The sequence below is a fragment of the Christensenella timonensis genome, assembly GCF_900087015.1.
In the GTDB taxonomy this organism is placed as follows: Bacteria; Bacillota; Clostridia; order Christensenellales; family Christensenellaceae; genus Christensenella; species Christensenella timonensis.
Genome location: NZ_FLKP01000002.1, coordinates 1674355 through 1692199, shown reverse-complemented (window position 1 = coordinate 1692199; position 17845 = coordinate 1674355). Strand labels below are relative to the sequence as shown.

17 protein-coding genes are annotated in these 17845 nt (G+C 50.8%); all 17 read left to right on the top strand.

The window, feature by feature from the left end; translation table 11 throughout:
- Nucleotides 1-8: 8 nt before the first annotated feature.
- The 17 genes from BN6471_RS09495 to BN6471_RS09415 all read left to right on the top strand — a co-directional run bounded on the left by BN6471_RS09495 (nt 9) and on the right by BN6471_RS09415 (nt 17841).
- The gene (locus tag BN6471_RS09495; protein ID WP_066648192.1) at nt 9-1301 is read left to right on the top strand and encodes a M16 family metallopeptidase; all 1293 of its coding nucleotides are present in this window, start codon (nt 9-11) and stop codon (nt 1299-1301) included.
- 61 nt (nt 1302-1362) lie between these two features.
- Nucleotides 1363-3777, top strand: coding sequence for an FtsK/SpoIIIE family DNA translocase (locus tag BN6471_RS09490; RefSeq protein ID WP_066648190.1), 2415 nt, complete (start codon nt 1363-1365; stop codon nt 3775-3777).
- A 2-nt stretch (nt 3778-3779) separates the two neighbouring features.
- Nucleotides 3780-5105, top strand: a complete 1326-nt coding sequence (gene rimO / locus BN6471_RS09485) for a 30S ribosomal protein S12 methylthiotransferase RimO (RefSeq protein ID WP_066648188.1) — start codon at nt 3780-3782, stop codon at nt 5103-5105.
- Nucleotides 5102-5644: a CDP-diacylglycerol--glycerol-3-phosphate 3-phosphatidyltransferase gene (gene pgsA / locus BN6471_RS09480; RefSeq protein WP_066648186.1), complete on the top strand. Its 543-nt coding sequence runs from the start codon at nt 5102-5104 to the stop codon at nt 5642-5644. The genes rimO and pgsA overlap by 4 nt, the downstream gene beginning before the upstream one ends.
- 26 nt (nt 5645-5670) lie before the next feature.
- Nucleotides 5671-6714: a recombinase RecA gene (gene recA / locus BN6471_RS09475; protein WP_066648184.1), complete on the top strand. Its 1044-nt coding sequence runs from the start codon at nt 5671-5673 to the stop codon at nt 6712-6714.
- A 617-nt stretch (nt 6715-7331) separates the two neighbouring features.
- Nucleotides 7332-7883, top strand: a complete 552-nt coding sequence (locus BN6471_RS09470) for a hypothetical protein (protein WP_066648178.1) — start codon at nt 7332-7334, stop codon at nt 7881-7883.
- Complete coding sequence (locus BN6471_RS09465) at nt 7867-8658, top strand: TlyA family RNA methyltransferase (protein WP_066648175.1); 792 nt, start codon at nt 7867-7869, stop codon at nt 8656-8658. Before BN6471_RS09470 ends, BN6471_RS09465 begins: the two co-directional genes overlap by 17 nt.
- Nucleotides 8659-8751: 93 nt before the next feature.
- Entirely contained in the window at nt 8752-9591 is an 840-nt protein-coding gene (locus tag BN6471_RS09460; RefSeq protein WP_066648173.1) for an NAD(+)/NADH kinase, read from the top strand.
- Between the two features lie 10 nt (nt 9592-9601).
- Complete coding sequence (locus BN6471_RS09455) at nt 9602-10054, top strand: arginine repressor (protein WP_066648171.1); 453 nt, start codon at nt 9602-9604, stop codon at nt 10052-10054.
- 17 nt (nt 10055-10071) lie between these two features.
- Nucleotides 10072-11790 (top strand): DNA repair protein RecN, encoded by a 1719-nt coding sequence (gene recN, locus BN6471_RS09450; RefSeq protein WP_066648169.1) that lies wholly within the window; start codon nt 10072-10074, stop codon nt 11788-11790.
- Nucleotides 11791-11802: 12 nt separating this feature from the next.
- Nucleotides 11803-12546 (top strand): sporulation initiation factor Spo0A C-terminal domain-containing protein, encoded by a 744-nt coding sequence (locus BN6471_RS09445; protein ID WP_066648166.1) that lies wholly within the window; start codon nt 11803-11805, stop codon nt 12544-12546.
- Nucleotides 12547-12557: 11 nt separating this feature from the next.
- Complete coding sequence (locus tag BN6471_RS09440; protein ID WP_066648163.1) at nt 12558-13376, top strand: purine-nucleoside phosphorylase; 819 nt, start codon at nt 12558-12560, stop codon at nt 13374-13376.
- Nucleotides 13377-13461: 85 nt separating this feature from the next.
- Nucleotides 13462-14112 (top strand): site-2 protease family protein, encoded by a 651-nt coding sequence (locus BN6471_RS09435; protein WP_066648158.1) that lies wholly within the window; start codon nt 13462-13464, stop codon nt 14110-14112.
- 12 nt (nt 14113-14124) lie between these two features.
- The gene (locus tag BN6471_RS09430) at nt 14125-14874 is read left to right on the top strand and encodes a segregation and condensation protein A (RefSeq protein ID WP_066648155.1); all 750 of its coding nucleotides are present in this window, start codon (nt 14125-14127) and stop codon (nt 14872-14874) included.
- Nucleotides 14871-15431, top strand: a complete 561-nt coding sequence (scpB, locus tag BN6471_RS09425) for an SMC-Scp complex subunit ScpB (protein WP_162270199.1) — start codon at nt 14871-14873, stop codon at nt 15429-15431. The genes BN6471_RS09430 and scpB overlap by 4 nt, the downstream gene beginning before the upstream one ends.
- A 24-nt stretch (nt 15432-15455) precedes the next feature.
- Nucleotides 15456-16175: a pseudouridine synthase gene (locus BN6471_RS09420; RefSeq protein WP_066648148.1), complete on the top strand. Its 720-nt coding sequence runs from the start codon at nt 15456-15458 to the stop codon at nt 16173-16175.
- A 160-nt stretch (nt 16176-16335) separates the two neighbouring features.
- Nucleotides 16336-17841, top strand: a complete 1506-nt coding sequence (locus BN6471_RS09415; protein WP_066648146.1) for an acyl-CoA carboxylase subunit beta — start codon at nt 16336-16338, stop codon at nt 17839-17841.
- The last annotated feature ends 4 nt before the right edge of the window (nt 17842-17845 follow it).

Genomic DNA, 17845 nt, shown 5'->3' with positions numbered 1-17845 from the left:
AGTTATTTATGAGTACAGTATTTATCAACGAAAAATTGAAGAGCGGCGTTACGCTGATCGCGGAAAAACTGCCGAACTTCCATTCGGTGACGGTAGGCGTCTGGGTCGGTGCGGGTTCGATCACGGAAACGCCGGAGGAAAACGGTATTTCGCACCTGATCGAGCATATGCTGTTCAAAGGCACAAAGAAGCGCAGTGCGAAACAGATTGCGGTGGATGTGGACAATATAGGCGGACAGATCAATGCCTTTACGTCCAAAGAATGTACCTGTTATTATATCAAAGTGATCGATGAAAAGCTGGACGCAGGGCTTGAGATCCTGACAGATCTTTTCTGCAACGCGACGCTTGACCCGGTGGAGCTGGAAAAGGAAAAGGGCGTAGTGCTGGAAGAAATCGCCATGAGCAACGACAATCCGGAAGATGCCGCGATGGATCTCATTTCAAGCACTTTCTTTGACGGATGTTCGCTGTCCAAAACGATCATTGGCCCGCCGGAAAACATCAGGCGGTTTTCAAGGGATGACCTCGTTTCCTATATGCAGCGCTATTATACCGCTTCCAACATCGTGATCGCGGTAGCCGGTAACTTTGATGAGCGGGAGCTGAAAGAATCCCTGAACCGCTATCTGACGGACGTTAATAAAAACGACTTGAAGCTGCCTGCATTTTCCAACTGCGGCGGTTTCCGTACGCACAGCGGATTTCGTGTAAACAAGCGTGAAATCGAGCAGGTGCATCTGTGCATGGGGATGCCATGCTTTGATATCAGGGATCAAAAGCGTTTTGCACTCAATATCCTCAATAATGTAGTGGGCGGCTCCATGAGCTCGCGCTTGTTCCAGAAAATAAGGGAAGAGATGGGCATGGCGTATTCCGTATTTACTTATCCTGCGCTTTACAGGGACACAGGCATGTACGGCGTATATGCGGGAACGATGGCAGGCAATGCGGAAAAAGTGACGGAAATGATCCTGCGGGAGCTGATGCTGGTTAAAAAAGACGGGATTACGAAGGAAGAATTTTTGCAAAGCAAGGAACAGCTGAAGGGCAGCATGATCCTCTCGCTGGAAAGCACCTCGTCCAAAATGAGTGCGATCGGAAAGGCGCTTTTGCTTACCGGAAAAGTGTATTCGGATGAAGAAGTCCTGCAGATGATAGAAGAAGTAAAATATGATGAGGTCATGGATGTTGCCGGTTACTGTATCGATTTAAGCAACCTGACGCTGACCGGTGTAGGGAACATTCCCGACGAGGAACCGCTGAAAAATATTATTGCGGAAAGCGGCGGACGGATTTGAAAAAAATTTGTTTCGGTGCTATAATATGATATCAGGTTTTTTGGTTTTTTGAGGGGATAATATGGCGACGGCGCGCAAGAGGAAAAAGAAAAAAAGCACATCAAAAGCAGGCGAAATAATCGGTATCGTCATTATCGGACTGGCGGTATTTGCTGCAATAACAATATACTTTAGCGTTGGCAGTGTCTTTGGTGATATGATCAAAGGCTTTATTTTTGGTTTGTGCGGCGTGATCGGCTATGTCGTACCGGTGATCCTCGGCGTGATCGGCGTATTGTTTATTGCCGCGCGCAAAAAGTATCCCAATGCAGGGAAGCTTGTTCTGATGGCCTTGGCGGTGTTTTTTGTGTTTTCGCTGGTGCATCTCTTTGCGATCGAGGATATCTACCAGACGGGAAACAGTTTTCCTGACTTCGTGAAAGCGTCCTATGACGCAGGTGCGGCAAACCTTGTGGGTGCGGGTGCGATCGGCTCCCTACTCACCTATTGGACGTATCGCTTTTTGAGCCTTGTCGGCAGTTATATTGTGTTTATTACCGGGACGGCGGCATGTATCCTGGCGCTGACCAACCTTTCTATCAAGAAAATGAGCGCGGACCTGGGTACGGCGGTCAAGACGACATACGATGAATACCGTGCGCGGGCAGAAGAACGCCGGGAGCAAAAACAGCTTTATATCGAGAACTTGAATGCTATGCAGGAAGCTGCTTTCCTGGAGCCGGAAGATGATGAGTTTAATATGCAGATCGAGAATATGGAAGGTATGGCGCAGCCGGAGGGAACAGCTGTGCAGGATATGCCTGAAGAAGACGAATTTGCAGATTATAATCCGGAGGAATATAGGAAGGTCTTTTCGGATACGGATATTACATTTGACGATGACGTACCGACGGAAACGCGCAGCAGGCGCAGGATTGAAGTGACACAGCCGATTCCGGCCGTAGTTAAAACGAAGGGTACGGCTGCGGGAACTGCCGCAACATCCGTTTCCAGGGCTGCTAACCTGATGACCCCGCCCAAACAGAATGCTTCCAAGTATGTAAAGCCGCCGCTGAACCTGCTGGCGATGCCGCAGGGGCAGGGCGGGCGCACATCGGCTTCCGACCTGCGCAAGAATGTAGAGATATTGGAAAATACGCTTGCGAGTTTCCATGTAAGCGCCAAAGTGGTGAACGTCAGCCGGGGGCCGGTCGTGACACGTTACGAAGTGCAGCCGGCGCCGGGAATCAAGGTCAGTAAAATTGTGAACCTGGCAGATGATATCGCGATGAACCTTGCCGCGCGGGATGTGCGTATCGAAGCGCCTGTTCCGGGCAAACCCGTGGTAGGGATAGAGATCCCGAATACGGAAACGAGTTCGGTCGGGCTGCGTGAGCTTGTAAGTGCGGAAGATTTCAAGCGGCTGAAAAGCCCGATCGCCTTCGCGCTGGGGAAGGATATCGCAGGATCTAACGTATATGCGGATATCGGGCGTATGCCGCATATGCTGATTGCGGGGGCTACGGGTTCCGGCAAAAGCGTATGCATCAATTCGCTGATCGTAAGCATCCTTTACCATTCTTCGCCGGAAGATGTGAAGATGATCATGATCGACCCCAAAGTGGTCGAGCTCAATGTATTCAACGATATCCCGCATTTATTGATTCCTGTGGTCACCGATCCCAAAAAGGCGGCTTCCGCCATCAATTGGGCCGTCAATGAAATGACGATGCGTTACCGCATGTTCGCGGCAAAGGGTGCGAAGGACTTAAAGAAATATAATGAAATCATGCTGGCGGAGGAACAGGAAAAGCTGCCGCATATCCTTGTTATCATAGACGAGCTTGCAGACCTGATGATGGTCGCGCCGGGCGAAGTGGAAGACGCGATCTGCCGGATCGCGCAGCTTGGCCGTGCCAGCGGCATCCACCTTGTTATTGCCACACAGCGTCCTTCGGTAGATGTGATTACCGGTATTATCAAGGCTAACATCCCTTCGAGGGTGGCATTTGCGGTATCTTCGCAGGTGGATTCGCGTACGATTCTCGATATGGCGGGGGCGGAAAAACTTTTAGGACAGGGCGATATGCTGTTTTACCCGTCAGGCGCTCCCAAACCTGTGCGCCTGCAGGGATGCTTTATTTCGGATAAAGAGGTCGAAGCCGTTACGAATTTCTTAAAAGAGCGGACAACAGCCGATTATGATACGCGGGTACTGGATGGAATATCCAAGGAATCCGCTTCGCCGATCGCCGGACAGGAACAGACGGACGAGCTGTTCATCAAGGCCCTGGAGGTCGTGATGGAATATGAGCAGGCTTCTACCTCGATGCTGCAAAGAAGGCTGAGGATCGGCTATGCGCGTGCTGCGCGGCTGATCGACCAGTTGGAGGAGAATGGGTATATTTCACCGATGGATGGCAGTAAGCCAAGACAGGTGCTGATCACCAGGGAAGAATTTGACCGGGTTGTATCCCCTCAGGGAGAGGAAGAGTAAGTATGGCTGTAAAGATTGGCGTGATTTCGCTGGGATGTGCAAAAAACAGGATGGATACTGAGTTGATGCTCGCACAGCTCAAGAAGGATTATGTATTTGTGCAGGATATCGCAGAGGCCGATATTGTGCTGATCAATACTTGTGCTTTTACGGATGAAGCCAAGGAAGAATCGATCAACACGATCCTGGAGGCGGAACAGCAGAAAAAATTCGGCAATGTAAAAGGTATTGTGGTAACGGGCTGCCTGCCGCAGCGTTTCCGTGAAGAACTTTCGGAAACCCTTCCGCGGGTCGACGCCTTTTTGGGTACGGCGGCCTATAAAGATATTGCCGCGGCGGTCGAAGAGGTCGCAAACGGCGGGCATTTTACCAAATATGCCGATGTAACATTCGACGAAACGTACCACGAGCGGGTGGTCACGACGGTTGCCCCCACCGCTTATGTCAGGATTGCGGAAGGCTGCGACAATTGCTGCAGCTATTGTGTGATCCCGTCGATCCGGGGAAGCTACCAGAGCCGTAGCCCGCAGTCGATCCTTGAAGAGATCCGTATGCTTGTCAAGGAGGGCTTTTCCGAGATCATCCTCATCGCACAGGATACGACGAATTATGGAAGTGACCTTCAAGGGAATATCAACCTCGCAAAGCTGATGGACGAGGCGGCGCAAATTGAGGGCGTGAAGTGGCTGCGCGTATTGTACAGCTATCCGAATGGCGTGACGGACGAGCTTCTCGACGTTATGATGAAGCATGATAATATCGTCAAATATATCGATATTCCGGTGCAGCATCTCGATAACGAAGTGCTGGAGCCGATGAACCGGAGGAATACGCGCGAATCCACCTGTGAAGTGGTGCGGAAAATTCGCGAGACGTCGCCGGATTTCGTCATCCGTTCGACAGTGATCGTCGGTTTCCCGGGGGAAACGCGGGATAATGTCGTGCACCTCTACAGCACAATGAAAAAGTTGCAGTTTGACAGGTTGGGCGTATTTACTTATTCTCAGGAGGAAAATACGCCTGCCGGGGAGATGGCGGGGCAGATCGACGAAGAGGAAAAGGAATTCCGCAAGGACGCGGTGCTCAATGTGCAGTCCTCGATCTCGCTTGACCTGAACCAAAAGCGTATCGGCAGGGTCTACGAAGTACTGGTGGAAGGGAAGGATACACAGACCGGGGCATACTATGGCCGGTCGTATGCCGAAGCGCCTGATGTAGACGGCAAGATATTTATTGAAACGCAACAGGAATTGGAAGAAGGAAAATATTATAACGTGAGGATTACAAGAGCATACAGCTATGACTGTGTAGGAGAGCTGGAACGATGAAATGGAATGCACCGAACATATTGACCCTGGCACGCATGGTACTGATCCCGTTTTTTGTATTATTTTATTTTGTCAATGTACCTGATTGGAACATCTATGCTGCTATAATATTCATTGCAGCGGCTTTTACAGACTGGCTGGACGGGTTTCTTGCGCGCAGGAACAACCAGGTATCGAATTTTGGCAAGCTTTGGGATCCGATCGCGGACAAGCTGCTGGTGTTGGCGGCATTGCTTTTGCTGATGGACTGGGGTAAGGTCGGCCTGATTCCCGTACTGATCATCGAGGCGCGGGAGTTGATCATCGGCGGCGTACGTTCACTGGCGGCCTCGAAGGGCGTGGTGATCGCAGCGGATATGTCGGGCAAGCTGAAAACGGTCGTACAGTTCGTAGCCATCATATTGTTGCTCCTAAACGACTGGCCGTTCATGTTTGTGCCGGTCTCGGTCGGTTCGATACTGATTTGGGTAAGCGCGGCATTAGCTGTATACTCATGCATCGAATATATGGTTAAAAACGCAAAAGTACTGAAGGATTGATTGGAAAACAGAAAGGAATTTGGAGAATGGAAAAAGATAAAGCATTGGACGTGGCACTGGCCCAAATCGAAAAACAGTTTGGGAAAGGCGCGGTCATGAAGCTTGGGGATGCCGCGAAAAATATGAACGTATCCGTTGTTCCGACAGGGTGCCTGGAGCTTGATATCGCCCTTGGGATCGGCGGTGTGCCGCGCGGCAGGATCGTTGAGATATATGGGCCGGAATCGTCCGGTAAAACGACGGTAGCGCTGCATATGATCGCTGAAGTGCAAAAGCAGGGCGGCGCAGCGGCGTTTATCGACGCGGAGCACGCGCTCGATCCGGTCTATGCAAAGAACCTCGGCGTTGACATCGATAACCTGTACGTCTCCCAGCCCAGCACGGGAGAGGAAGCGCTGGAGATCACGGAAGCCCTCACGAGGAGCGGCGCGATCGATATCATTGTCGTCGACTCTGTTGCGGCACTGGTGCCAAAATCGGAGATCGAAGGCTTGATGGGGGATTCGCATGTCGGTGCGCAAGCAAGACTGATGTCGCAAGCGCTCCGCAAACTGGCGGGCGTGATCAACCGTTCCAACACGATCGCAGTATTCATTAACCAACTGCGCGAGAAGATCGGCGTGATGTTCGGCAGCCCGGAAACGACGACAGGCGGTAAAGCCCTGAAATTCTACGCTTCTGTGCGTCTTGACGTGCGCCGGATCGAGACGATCAAGGTCGGAGACCAGATGATCGGTAACCGTACCCGCATCAAGGTCGTGAAGAACAAAGTAGCTCCGCCGTTCAAGACGGCTGAATTTGAGATTTATTACGGCGAGGGGATCAGTGAAACGGCAAGTATCTTAAACCTTGCAACGCAGCTGGGGATTATCGTCAAATCCGGTTCGTGGTTCTCTTACAATGGGGAGCAGATCGGCCAGGGGCGTGACAATGTGCGGCTGTACCTTGCTGCAAACCCGGAAATCGCGGAAACGATCAAACAGGAGATATTGAAGGCATACAAGCTGGGGGAATATGCGGATATGCCGGATGAAGAACCTACGGAAGAGGAAGAAAAGAAGGAAAAGTAAACCATTGGTTTATGGTGGTGCAGTATTCTAGTCGGTACTGCCGATTTCGAAGGCGGGCCTAAAAATCCGTTAAAGGGCACATCGATGAAGTTTCTGGTGCTGGCCGCTGACGCCCCGTCGGGGGCTGGTGCTGGGAGTTAAGAAAGAAGGGCGATCCATAAGGGCATATGGGCGTTGACCCAGCTTTCGCGGAGACCTGCTTGGGTGGTGAGACCTTTTCATTACTGGGCAGGGTGGAACCTGTTATGCGGTACTACGCTGTGTACAGAGTAGCCTGTCTTGCGTTGGCATGGTGGAAAAGCAGGAAGACGATCACTGAAACATTGCGTACGGATGTTCAGGGACCATGACTGTAAAAAACCATGCTGGCAAAAGAGACTAGAAATCGGATTTGTGCTGTCGAGGAAAGCTCCTAGACTGTATTTCAGGCAATAAGGGGATTATAGTGTGGTTTGAACAGGCAATCCGGTCGTGCAGCAGGTAACACTGCACCGCAGGCTCTAAGGGGAAACCACTCCTTTCGGCGACGGGGAGCAGACTGTGGGGAAATCCTACCGGACCAAATACTGCAAGGTCTACCCTTATTGTCACCACCATATTTTTATATTGGAGTAACGATGAAGGTCATCAAGCACTGGGCGATCAAAATATTTTTTATTACATTGTTTATTTCCGCAGGCGTATCCGTCGCTGCGGAATATTTTATTTCCAACTTATCGCTGCTTGCATCCGTAGGCGTTGTCATTGCGCTGATCGCGGTCGGTATCCTCTTTGATATCGTTGGCGTGGCCTTTGCAAGCTGTGATCAATCGCCGTTTATCGCGATGTCCGCACGGAAAAACACAAAGGCGCATTATGCCCTCAAAATGCTGAAAAATGCAGATGTAGTGTCTAATTTTTGCAATGACGTGATCGGCGATATCTGCGGGATCGTCAGCGGCGCTGCAGGCGCCGCCATCGCCTTGAAGGCGATCGTCTTTCAGTTCCCATTCCCGGATATGGTGATTTCCATTGCCGTATCCGCACTGATCGCAGCGCTTACCGTTGCGGGAAAAGCGTGGGGCAAGGGGATCGCCCTGAAAAAGAACAAGGATATTGTCATGACGATCGGTTCGATCGCGCATTTTTTCAGTTTTAAGAAGGGCAAAAACAATGAAAAAGAGAATTGATGTCCTGCTGGCGGAAAAGGGCCTTGCCAAAAGCCGTGAAAAAGCGAAAGCTCTGGTGATCGCAGGCGAGGTGACGGTAGAGGGAAAGCTTGTGAAAGCGCCTTCCGATACCTTTGAAGAGGATGTAAAGATCGCGGTCGGGCAGGATCATTGTCCGTATGTCAGCAGGGGCGGCCTGAAGCTTGAAAAAGCGATGAAGGAATTCCAGCTTGACCTGGAGGGAAAGGTCTGTATGGACATTGGGGCCTCTACGGGAGGCTTTACGGACTGTATGCTAAAGAGCGGGGCGGCCTATGTATATGCAGTGGACGTCGGGTATGGCCAGTTCGACTGGGCTTTGAGGAACGATGGCCGTGTAAAACTGATGGAGCGTACCAACGCTCGTTATTTGGAAGCGCAGGACAGGCCGGTCGATTTTGCGAGCATAGACGTTTCCTTTATTTCACTGGGCCTGATTTTTCCTGCTGTCATACGTGTAGGAGCGCCTGATATGCAGGCGGTTGCGCTGATCAAACCGCAATTCGAGGCGGGCAAAGAACATGTTGGGAAAAAGGGCGTGGTGCGGGACGCGGCCGTCCATGAGGACGTCATTTGCAGTGTGATCGGCAAGGCAGCGGAAAACGGGTTGGCGATCCGCAATTTAACGTATTCCCCCATCAAAGGGCCAAACGGAAATATCGAATACCTTGCCCTGTTTGAGAGGCAAGCAGGACTTTGCCGGATGGGCAGGGAGGACGTGCAGCGCATTGTAGCGCTCTCCCACGAGCGTTTGTAGTTTTGTAAATTTATTCCGTATATCCTTGTATATCTATGCATTTTTAGTGTATACTAATATTGATATCTTAATAATCAGAACGGGGTTTTCAGGATGAAATTCGGCGTCTATACAAATGAGAAAAAGGACCCGGGCCTTCAGGCAACCCGTATAGTCATTGACGCGCTCAAAAGGCATGAATGTACGGTTTGTCATGATGATGATACGGCGCAAATGCTGGATATATCGACGTTTGAAGACGCAAGGCATGCGGACGTACTCCTCGTTTTGGGCGGGGACGGCACCATTTTGCGCGCGGCGCGTAAATATGTGGGATATGGCATCAAGCTGCTGGGGATCAATATTGGACACCTTGGTTTTATGAGCGAGATCGGCATGGATGACCTGGATGAAGCGATTGAAAGGGTATTGCATGAGGAATACCTGGTCGATGAGCGCATGATGCTGGAGGCGCACGTATCGAACGTTGCAAAGCCTTTGCTGGCGCTCAATGATTTCATTATTTCCAAAGAAAACCGTACCCATATGGTAAAGCTTGACTTGTACATCAACGATTCGCTCGCGGAGCTTTACAATGGCGACGGGCTGATCGTATCCACGCCTACAGGCTCTACGGCCTACTCCCTTTCGGCGGGCGGGCCGATCGTAGCGCCGAATGTGAATTGCGTGCTGGTGACGCCGATCTGTCCGCATTCGTTGTATGCGCGCAGCATCATCGCAAAATTCAGCGATATCATAAAGGTGGCGCCTTTTGACGGGGAAGAGGATGTAACGCTCACGGCGGATGGGCAGGATATTGTGCGGATTTCCGAGCAGGAGGAAGTGACGATCTGCCGTTCGCAGTCGGCGACGCAGTTTATACGTTTCCATAAGAACCACTTTTTCCCGCAGCTAAAGGATAAGCTGGCTCAATGGAGCATCACAAAAAAGTAGGAGTATCGATATGAAATCAAAACGGCAAAATAAGATACTGGACTTGATCGAAAATGATGAGATCGAGACACAGGAAGAGCTGGTGACGCGGCTGAATGAATCCGGGTTCAAGGTAACGCAGGCTACGATCTCCCGGGATATCAAGGAGCTGCAGCTGATCAAGGTGCAGGCGAGCTCCGGCGCGTATAAATATGCAGTCAATAAAAAGCATAAGACAAACGATATGGACATTTTGATGCGCATTTTTAAGGACACGGTCTTATCGATTGATTTTGCATCCAACCTGCTGGTCATCAAAACGCTTTCGGGAAGCGCGAACGCGGCGGCAGAAGTGATAGACAGCCTGCATTTCAATGGCGTTATGGGAACCCTTGCGGGTGACAATACGATTTTTGTGGCGACGGATTGCCAGCAGGCCTCGGAAGATATTGCTGGAAAACTGATGAAGATCATCAACAAGTAACAGAAAGCGAAGAAGCTATGATTTGCAGTCTGACAATCAAAAACATCGCATTGATTGATGAGCTCCATATTGAATTTGGAAAAGGGCTGAATGTGCTTTCCGGGGAAACCGGGGCGGGGAAGTCCATCGTTGTGGATTCCATGAACCTTGTTTTGGGCGAGCGTGCAGATAAGGAGCTGATCCGCCATGGGCGCGAAAAGGCGCGTGTGGAAGCTGTTTTGCATATCGACTCCGCAGCCCTTGCCGATTTTTTTGAAAAAAATGAGTTGGACGCTGAGGATGAATTGATTTTGTCGCGCGACTTGTCGGCGGCGGGCAAGAATGTCTGCCGGATCAACGGTGTGGTGGTGAGCCTCGCGGCCTTAAAGGAGCTTACTGACCATATCATCGACCTGCATGGACAGCACCAGCATCAATCGCTTTTGTACGCAAAAAGCCATTTGGATTTTGTCGATAGCTTTGGAAAGGAAACGATTTTACCGATCAAGCAGGCGATCAACGGATTGTACGACCGCTTAAAGGACGCCCAAAGGCAGCTTGAGGCAGTGGGCGGCGGCGAGCGTGACCGGGCGCAGAGCGTCGATTTACTCTCTTTCCAAATCAAGGAGATTGAAGCGGCAGGGCTTGTGGCAGGGGAAGAAGATGCGCTCAGGGAAGAACGTGAAAAAATAATGCATGCGCAGACTATCGCGCAATCGCTGTCCTCGGGTTATGAGGCGCTTTATGCGGGGAGCGACGAGGGGGGAAGCGTACTTTCCATGCTGCAGGAGGTCGTGGCCCGCTTATCGGAAATCACGCACTATGACGAGCGATACCGTGTACTCGCGGATAAATTGCAGGAAAGCGTGTATACTGTTGAGGAATGCGCGCATGATATGCGCAGTTTGGCGGACGATGTCGTCTTTGACGAGCAGCGGCAGGAAGAAATCGAACAGCGCCTTGACCTGATCCATTCGCTGAAGCGGAAATATGGAGCGGATGAAGAGGAAATACTTGCTTACCTGCAGGAGGCGGAAGACCGCTTATATAAGCTGCAGAATGCAGAAAAAGTGGCGACGGAGCTGGCGGGGCAGATCGAAGGACTGAAAAAAGAATTGTATGGGCGTTATATCGCCTTATCGGAGGCGCGCAAAGAATCGGCAGGGCGCCTGGGGGAAAAGCTGCTCGCTGAGCTTCATGACCTGGGGATGCCGGACGCGCAGTTTCAGGCGCGTTTTGAGCCGCTCAAAGGCATGGATGAAGCCGTATATACACGCAACGGGATCGACGATATGGAATTCATGATCTCTACGAATGTGGGCGAACCCTTAAAGCCTTTGAGTAAAACGGCATCTGGCGGGGAAATATCGCGCATCATGCTGGCCTTTAAAAACCTGTCAGCCGGTATGGATCATATATCGACCATGATATTTGATGAAATCGATACCGGGATCAGTGGGAAAATGGCATTGACTGTAGCGGAAAAAATGGCGGCGATCGCGCAGGAAAGACAGGTGATCTGCGTTTCGCACCTGCCGCAGATCGCGGCGATGGGAGATGAAAACTACCTGATCAGCAAGCATACGGAGGATGGCGTGACCAATACGGATGTTGTGCGGCTCACGAAAGAACGTAAGGTCGCAGAAGTCTCGCGCCTGTCCGGCGGTATTGAATCGGAAAGCTCTGAAAAGTATGCGCAGGACCTGATACAGAATGCAGCGCGTTTTAAAGCCGGGCTTCCCGGAACCGGAAAGTGACGGAGGTACCTTTTGGCGAGATTCAAGCGCACCTTGATAGTAGAACAAAGTAAAAAGTATGTGATGCAGATCAAAGAAATGCTTGCGGACGTATCTGATTCCTTTCAGTCTACCACGGACGGGAGCAACGCGATCTCGCTGTACGACCAGTACAACCCGGATCTGGTACTGGTAGAAGCGATTATGCCAGGATATGATGGTTTTGCGTTGATGGAGCATATGCTCGAATCCGATATCATCAAAATCGTGCTGACGTCGATGAATCAGGAGCTGATCATCAAAAAGGCGTTTGAGCTGAATGCCAATTATCTTTTTGTGAAGCCATATATCCGGGATGTTTTTGTGTCGCGGATATTGGAGGCCGCGGACTTTAGGGATATGAACCGGCAGACGGAAGTGGGCGTCAACCAGCTTTTATACAGCAGGATATCCGTATCGCTAAAACGGCTGGGGATTCCGGCCAATGTGCAGGGATACAAGCTGCTGCGCGACGCGCTTTATATCGTGTGTATGGATTTCAGCAAAACGCAGGCGATCAATAAAAATATTTACCAGGTGCTTGCCGAAAAGCATGGCACGCAAAGCTCCTGCGTGGAACGCAACATCAGGCATGCGATCGAAACGGCCGCGACAAGGGGCGACCCGGATGCCTTCAACGCTTATTTTGGATATACGGTAAGCTCGGAAAAAGGAAAACCGACCAACGGGGAATTTATTGCAACGCTGGCAGATAAGTTAAGGTTGCAGGATGAATGAAAGGAAAAATAATGAAGGAAAAACTGAACATTGCCAAAAATTACATCGAATCAAAAACAGGTTTCAAACCGGAGATCGCGATCGTGCTGGGCTCCGGGCTTGGAGATTATGCGGATACGCTGGATGAGGTCGTCATAGAGTTTGATTATGCATCGATCCCGGGGTTCCCGGTTTCGACTGCTCCCGGGCATGCGAGCAAGCTGACCTTTGGCTGCAAAAAAGGAAAGTGCGTTGCGCTGTTTGCGGGACGTTTTCATTGTTATGAAGGGTATAGCGCCGCCGAGACAGTGATCCCGCTGCGCACGATCCTGATGATGGGTGCAAAATATGTGCTTCTGACCAATGCGGCGGGAGGGATCAATACGGATTTTGCCGCGGGAGACCTGATGGTGGTGGAAGATCATATCAATTTCTCTGCACATAACGCGCTGACCGGGCCGAATATCGATGAGCTGGGGCCGCGATTCCCGGATATGTCGTTTGCCTATGCAAAGGAGATCAGGGATATGATCGATGCTACGGCAAAGGAGAACGGCATGAAGCTGCGGCACGGCGTTTATGGATATATGGTCGGCCCCTCTTATGAAACGCCGGCGGAGATCCGTGCGCTGCGGACGCTGGGGGCGGACGCTGTCGGTATGTCGACCGTACACGAGGTTGTGGCTGCTTCGCATGCGGGCGCTAAAACAGCCGCCATTTCCTGCATCAGCAACCTTGCGGCCGGCGTTGCAAAACATGCCCTGACCATGGAAGAAGTGATCGAGGCAGGAAAGATGGTCGCTTCCAAAATGCGCACGCTCATAGACGGCGTAGTGGAGAAGCTGGAATAACCTTTACGGATATCCGGCAAACGTGTTAGAATAGTACAATGCGTTTAGAAATAAACCAAAGTTAAGGAATCGAGGTTCATACTGAATGTTTTCATATTTTGCTGATCCGAACTATTGGATGGGGCTGTTATACAGCATCCCGGCAGTCCTGCTGGCACTTTCCGTACATGAAGCGGCGCACGCATACGCTGCCTATAAGTGCGGCGATCCCACTGCGCGCAATTTAGGGCGCATGACGATGGATCCGTTAAAGCATCTGGATCCAATCGGTACGATTTGCCTTTTGCTGTTCCATTTTGGATGGGCAAAGCCTGTGCCGGTCAATTCCCGCAACTTCAAGCATCCGCGCCGTGACAATGTGCTTGTCTCGCTTTCGGGCATTATTGCGAACATGATCCTGTCCTTTGTCGCATACGCGATATTCCATATCGTTTCCTATGGGTTTGGGTTCCGGAATGTTATTTTCCAGAATATCATGAGCTATATCATTCTGCTGAATATCACACTGGCGGTATTCAATATTTTGCCGATCCCGCCGCTCGACGGTTTCCAGGTGCTCAGCAGCTTCCTGCCGTATAAGGCGCAAGGCGTGGTCAATGTTTTGCAGAGATACGGTTTCATCATCCTGCTGATATTGATCGTTACAGGGGTGACAGGCCTGATCTTAGGGACATTCTCCGATTGGCTGATCCTCAACTATATGAGGTTTTTCAATCTCTTTATCCCGATCTTTTAGGAACCTCTGTCTATGGAAGGGTATACCGTACGGCTTGCACAATTTGAAGGACCGCTCGACCTGCTTCTGCATTTGGTGGGAAAAGCAAAGATTGACTTGCAAGATATTTTTGTGTCCGAAATCACGGAGCAGTACCTCAACTATATGGAGCAGATCGAAGAAATCGATATGGATCGTGCAAGTGAATTCCTGAATATGGCGGCGACGCTGCTATATATCAAATCGCGCGCGCTGCTGCCCGCGAAACGCGAGGAACTGGAAGATGAGGACTTTGTGGATCCTGAAACAGAGCTGATCGAACGTTTGCGCGCTTATAAGATGTATAAAGAGCTGGGACAGCGGTTAGCCGGTCTGGAAAAGGATGCGGCCCAAACGTATTACAAGCTGCCGGAAGAACTGCTGGATATGTCACAGGAGCTTGTCATCGACGGAGCGGATACCGACGTATTGTATCTGGCGTTCATGGAACTCCTGAAAAGGCGAAAAAAGGACGATGAACAGGGCGAACAGTATCGTAAGGTGGAGATCAAGCAGGATACATTCAGTATCCGCGTGCAAAAAAAGAAGATACTTGGACGTTTGAAAAGCGAAAAGAAGGTTTCTTTTTTCTCTTTGTTTGAAAAGCAAGCTTCGCACATGGAAGTTGCCGTAACTTTTATCGCTTTACTTGAATTATGGCATACGGGTAAGATATCGATCCGCCAAAAAAGCGCATTTGCGGATATCATGCTGGAATATCAAAACGGGGGAATGGCAAGTTGACAAAGAATGAGTTGAGCGGAGCAATTTTTGCAACGCTTTTCGTATCGGGCGATGCAATCGATTTGTCCGCGTTTGCAGCGTTTTTTGACATGGATATCGATGAGGTCGATATTATGGTGCAGGAGATCATGGAAGACTGTGCGCGGCGTGAAGACGGCATCCTGCTTGTCCGCATCGGTGACAAGGTACAGCTCTGTACCAACCAGAAATATGGGGATGTAGTAAAGGAGCTGCTCGCTCCGGAAGAACGGACGTCGCTTTCCGCCGCGGTGATGGAAACGCTGAGTATCATTGCCTACAAACAGCCGGTGACGCGGGCTGAAATAGATGAAGTGCGCGGCGTGAGGTCAAATTACGCGGTATCGACGCTCACTGAAAAGGGATTGATCCGGGTAATCGGACGCAAGGACGCGTTGGGAAGGCCGGCGCTTCTGGGAACGACGGATGAATTTTTGCGCCATTTTGGTATTGCTTCCTTGGAAGAATTGCCAAAGATCGATTTTGAAGCGTTGGAAACAGACAAGGACGAATCAGTGGAAAACAGCCTGACTACTTAGGCTGTTTTTTTAAGGGAGAGAAGAATGAGATTACAGAAATTTCTTGCGGAGGCGGGCATTGCCTCGCGCCGTAAAGCGGAAGAGTACATTGCGGCAGGCAGGGTCGAGGTGAACGGTATCACGGTTCGTGAGATGGGGTTCATCGTAAACCCGGATAAGGATCAAGTCAAATATATGAACAAGCCCGTTCGCTTGAGCAGCAATAAGGTATATATTATGCTGAACAAACCGGCAGGCTGTGTATCTACCTGCAAGGACGAGAGCGGAAGGCCTACCGTCATGCAATATGTGAAGGATATCAAGGAACGGCTGTACCCGGTCGGCCGTCTGGATTTTACGACGGAAGGCCTGCTGATTTTAACCAATGACGGGGAGATGGCAAACAGGCTGACACATCCGAAACATAATATGCAAAAGAAGTATCTTGCCGTAGTAGACGGCGAGGTCACGGAGGAGGATACGGAAAGGCTTGCTAAGGGGGTGGTACTCGATGACGGGTACAAAACCGCGCCCGCGGTATTCAAGATCCTTTCTTCCTCGCCTGCGCGCAGCGAAGTATTGTGCGTGATCGGCGAGGGAAAAAACCGCCAGATCCGCAGGATGTTTGCGGCCATCGAAAAAAACGTTTGTTACCTGAAGCGTGTGGGGATCGGCGATATCGGCCTTGGAAACCTGAAAAAGGGGAAGTACCGGCATTTGAAGCAGGATGAAGTGCAGTATTTAAGAAAAAGCCTGAAGTTATAATCCGATTTTGAAGGAATCAAAGGGGAGAGTATGGAATATATTTAATATAGGGTAATTTTTTTGTTATTCATATAAGATTATTTTGTATATTTTTATCGGATGGATGCGGCAGGGTGCGTGCGGATATCCGTGGTTTATTAATTTGTATGGAGGTATCATAATGAGCAAGTTGGAAGAGTTGAGAAAAAGAAACGCCGATGCTCTTTTAGGCGGGCAGCAGCAAATTCTCGCTCAGCATGACGCAGGAAAAAAGACTGCGCGCGAACGTATCGGGCTCTTGCTTGATCAGGGAAGCTTTGTTGAAATCGATAAATTTCTAAAGCGTACCTATGCAACGCCCGGGCTTGAAGCAGCCAGTGAGACCGGAGAGGGGGTTGTCTGCGGCTACGGGACGATCGATGAAAGGCCGGTGTTTATGTTTGCACAGGATTATACGGTGCTGAAAGGGTCGCTCTCGTCGGCTCATGCTGCTAAGATTTTAAAGACGATGGATATGGCTGTCAAAAACGGCGTGCCTGTCATCGGCATACTGGATTCGGGCGGCGCCCGGATTTCAGAGGGAGTAGCGGCGATCAGTGCCACAGCGGAAATCATGAAGAAGCTAAGCGATATTTCTGGAGTGATCCCGACGATCTCGGTCGTTGCGGGCCCGTGCATCGGCACCGCAGCCTACATTGCCTCTCTTACAGACTTTACGCTGATGGTCGACGGTATGGCGGAGCTTGCGCTCCATGGCCCGCAGATTTACGCTTCCGCTATGGGCAAAGAGCTGGATGCGGATGCTTCGTTCGGTGCAAAAAACCATAATAAGAATACGGGCGTTGCACAATTTTTGTGCGCGGATGAGATGGAATGTATGGCGACACTGCGCAAGCTTTTATCTTTCGTGCCTTCCAACAACTTAGATGAAGCGCCTTACGAAATGAATTCCGACGACCTTAACCGCCAGCTCCCGTTTGGGGAAGATATACCAGATGCGGGAGAGCTGATCCGCGCGGTTGCTGATAACGGCGACGTACTTGAATACCAAGCGGATTTTGCCACCGGGATCGTTACTATGTTTGGCCGCCTGAACGGCAATGCTTGCGGGTTTATCGCAAACAGCGCGGACGGCGCGCTGACACAGTGTGCCGCGCGCAAAGCAGCGCGTTTCCTGAGCTTTCTGGACGCATACAATATTCCGGCTGTCACGTTTACCAACTGCGGGAGCTCGGAGGTGGATCTCGAAAAAGAACAGGGGCGTTTGATCCCTGATTTTGCACGCCTGGTAAGCGCCTATGCAACGTCGGGTATGGCTAAGCTCAATGTGGTCGTTGGAAAAGCGATCGGCGACGGTTTTGCAATCATGTGTCCCAAAGCGCTGGGCGCAGATATGGTTTATGCGTGGCCCACGGCGCAGATTTCGGCGATGCCAGCCGAAGCGGGAGCGATTTTGCTTTATGGGGACGAAATTGCTAAGGCCAGCGACGGGATCGCGGCTAAAAGGCAGATCATCGATCGATATATCGAAGAATATGCAAATCCGTGGCAGGCTGCCCAGCAGGGAGCGATCGACGATGTGATCGAACCTGCGCATACGCGGCAGGTATTGATCGCATCTTTGGAAATGGCGATTTCCAAGCGCGAAGAAAAGCTGCCTAAAAAACACGGCGTGTTGCCACTGTAAGCGG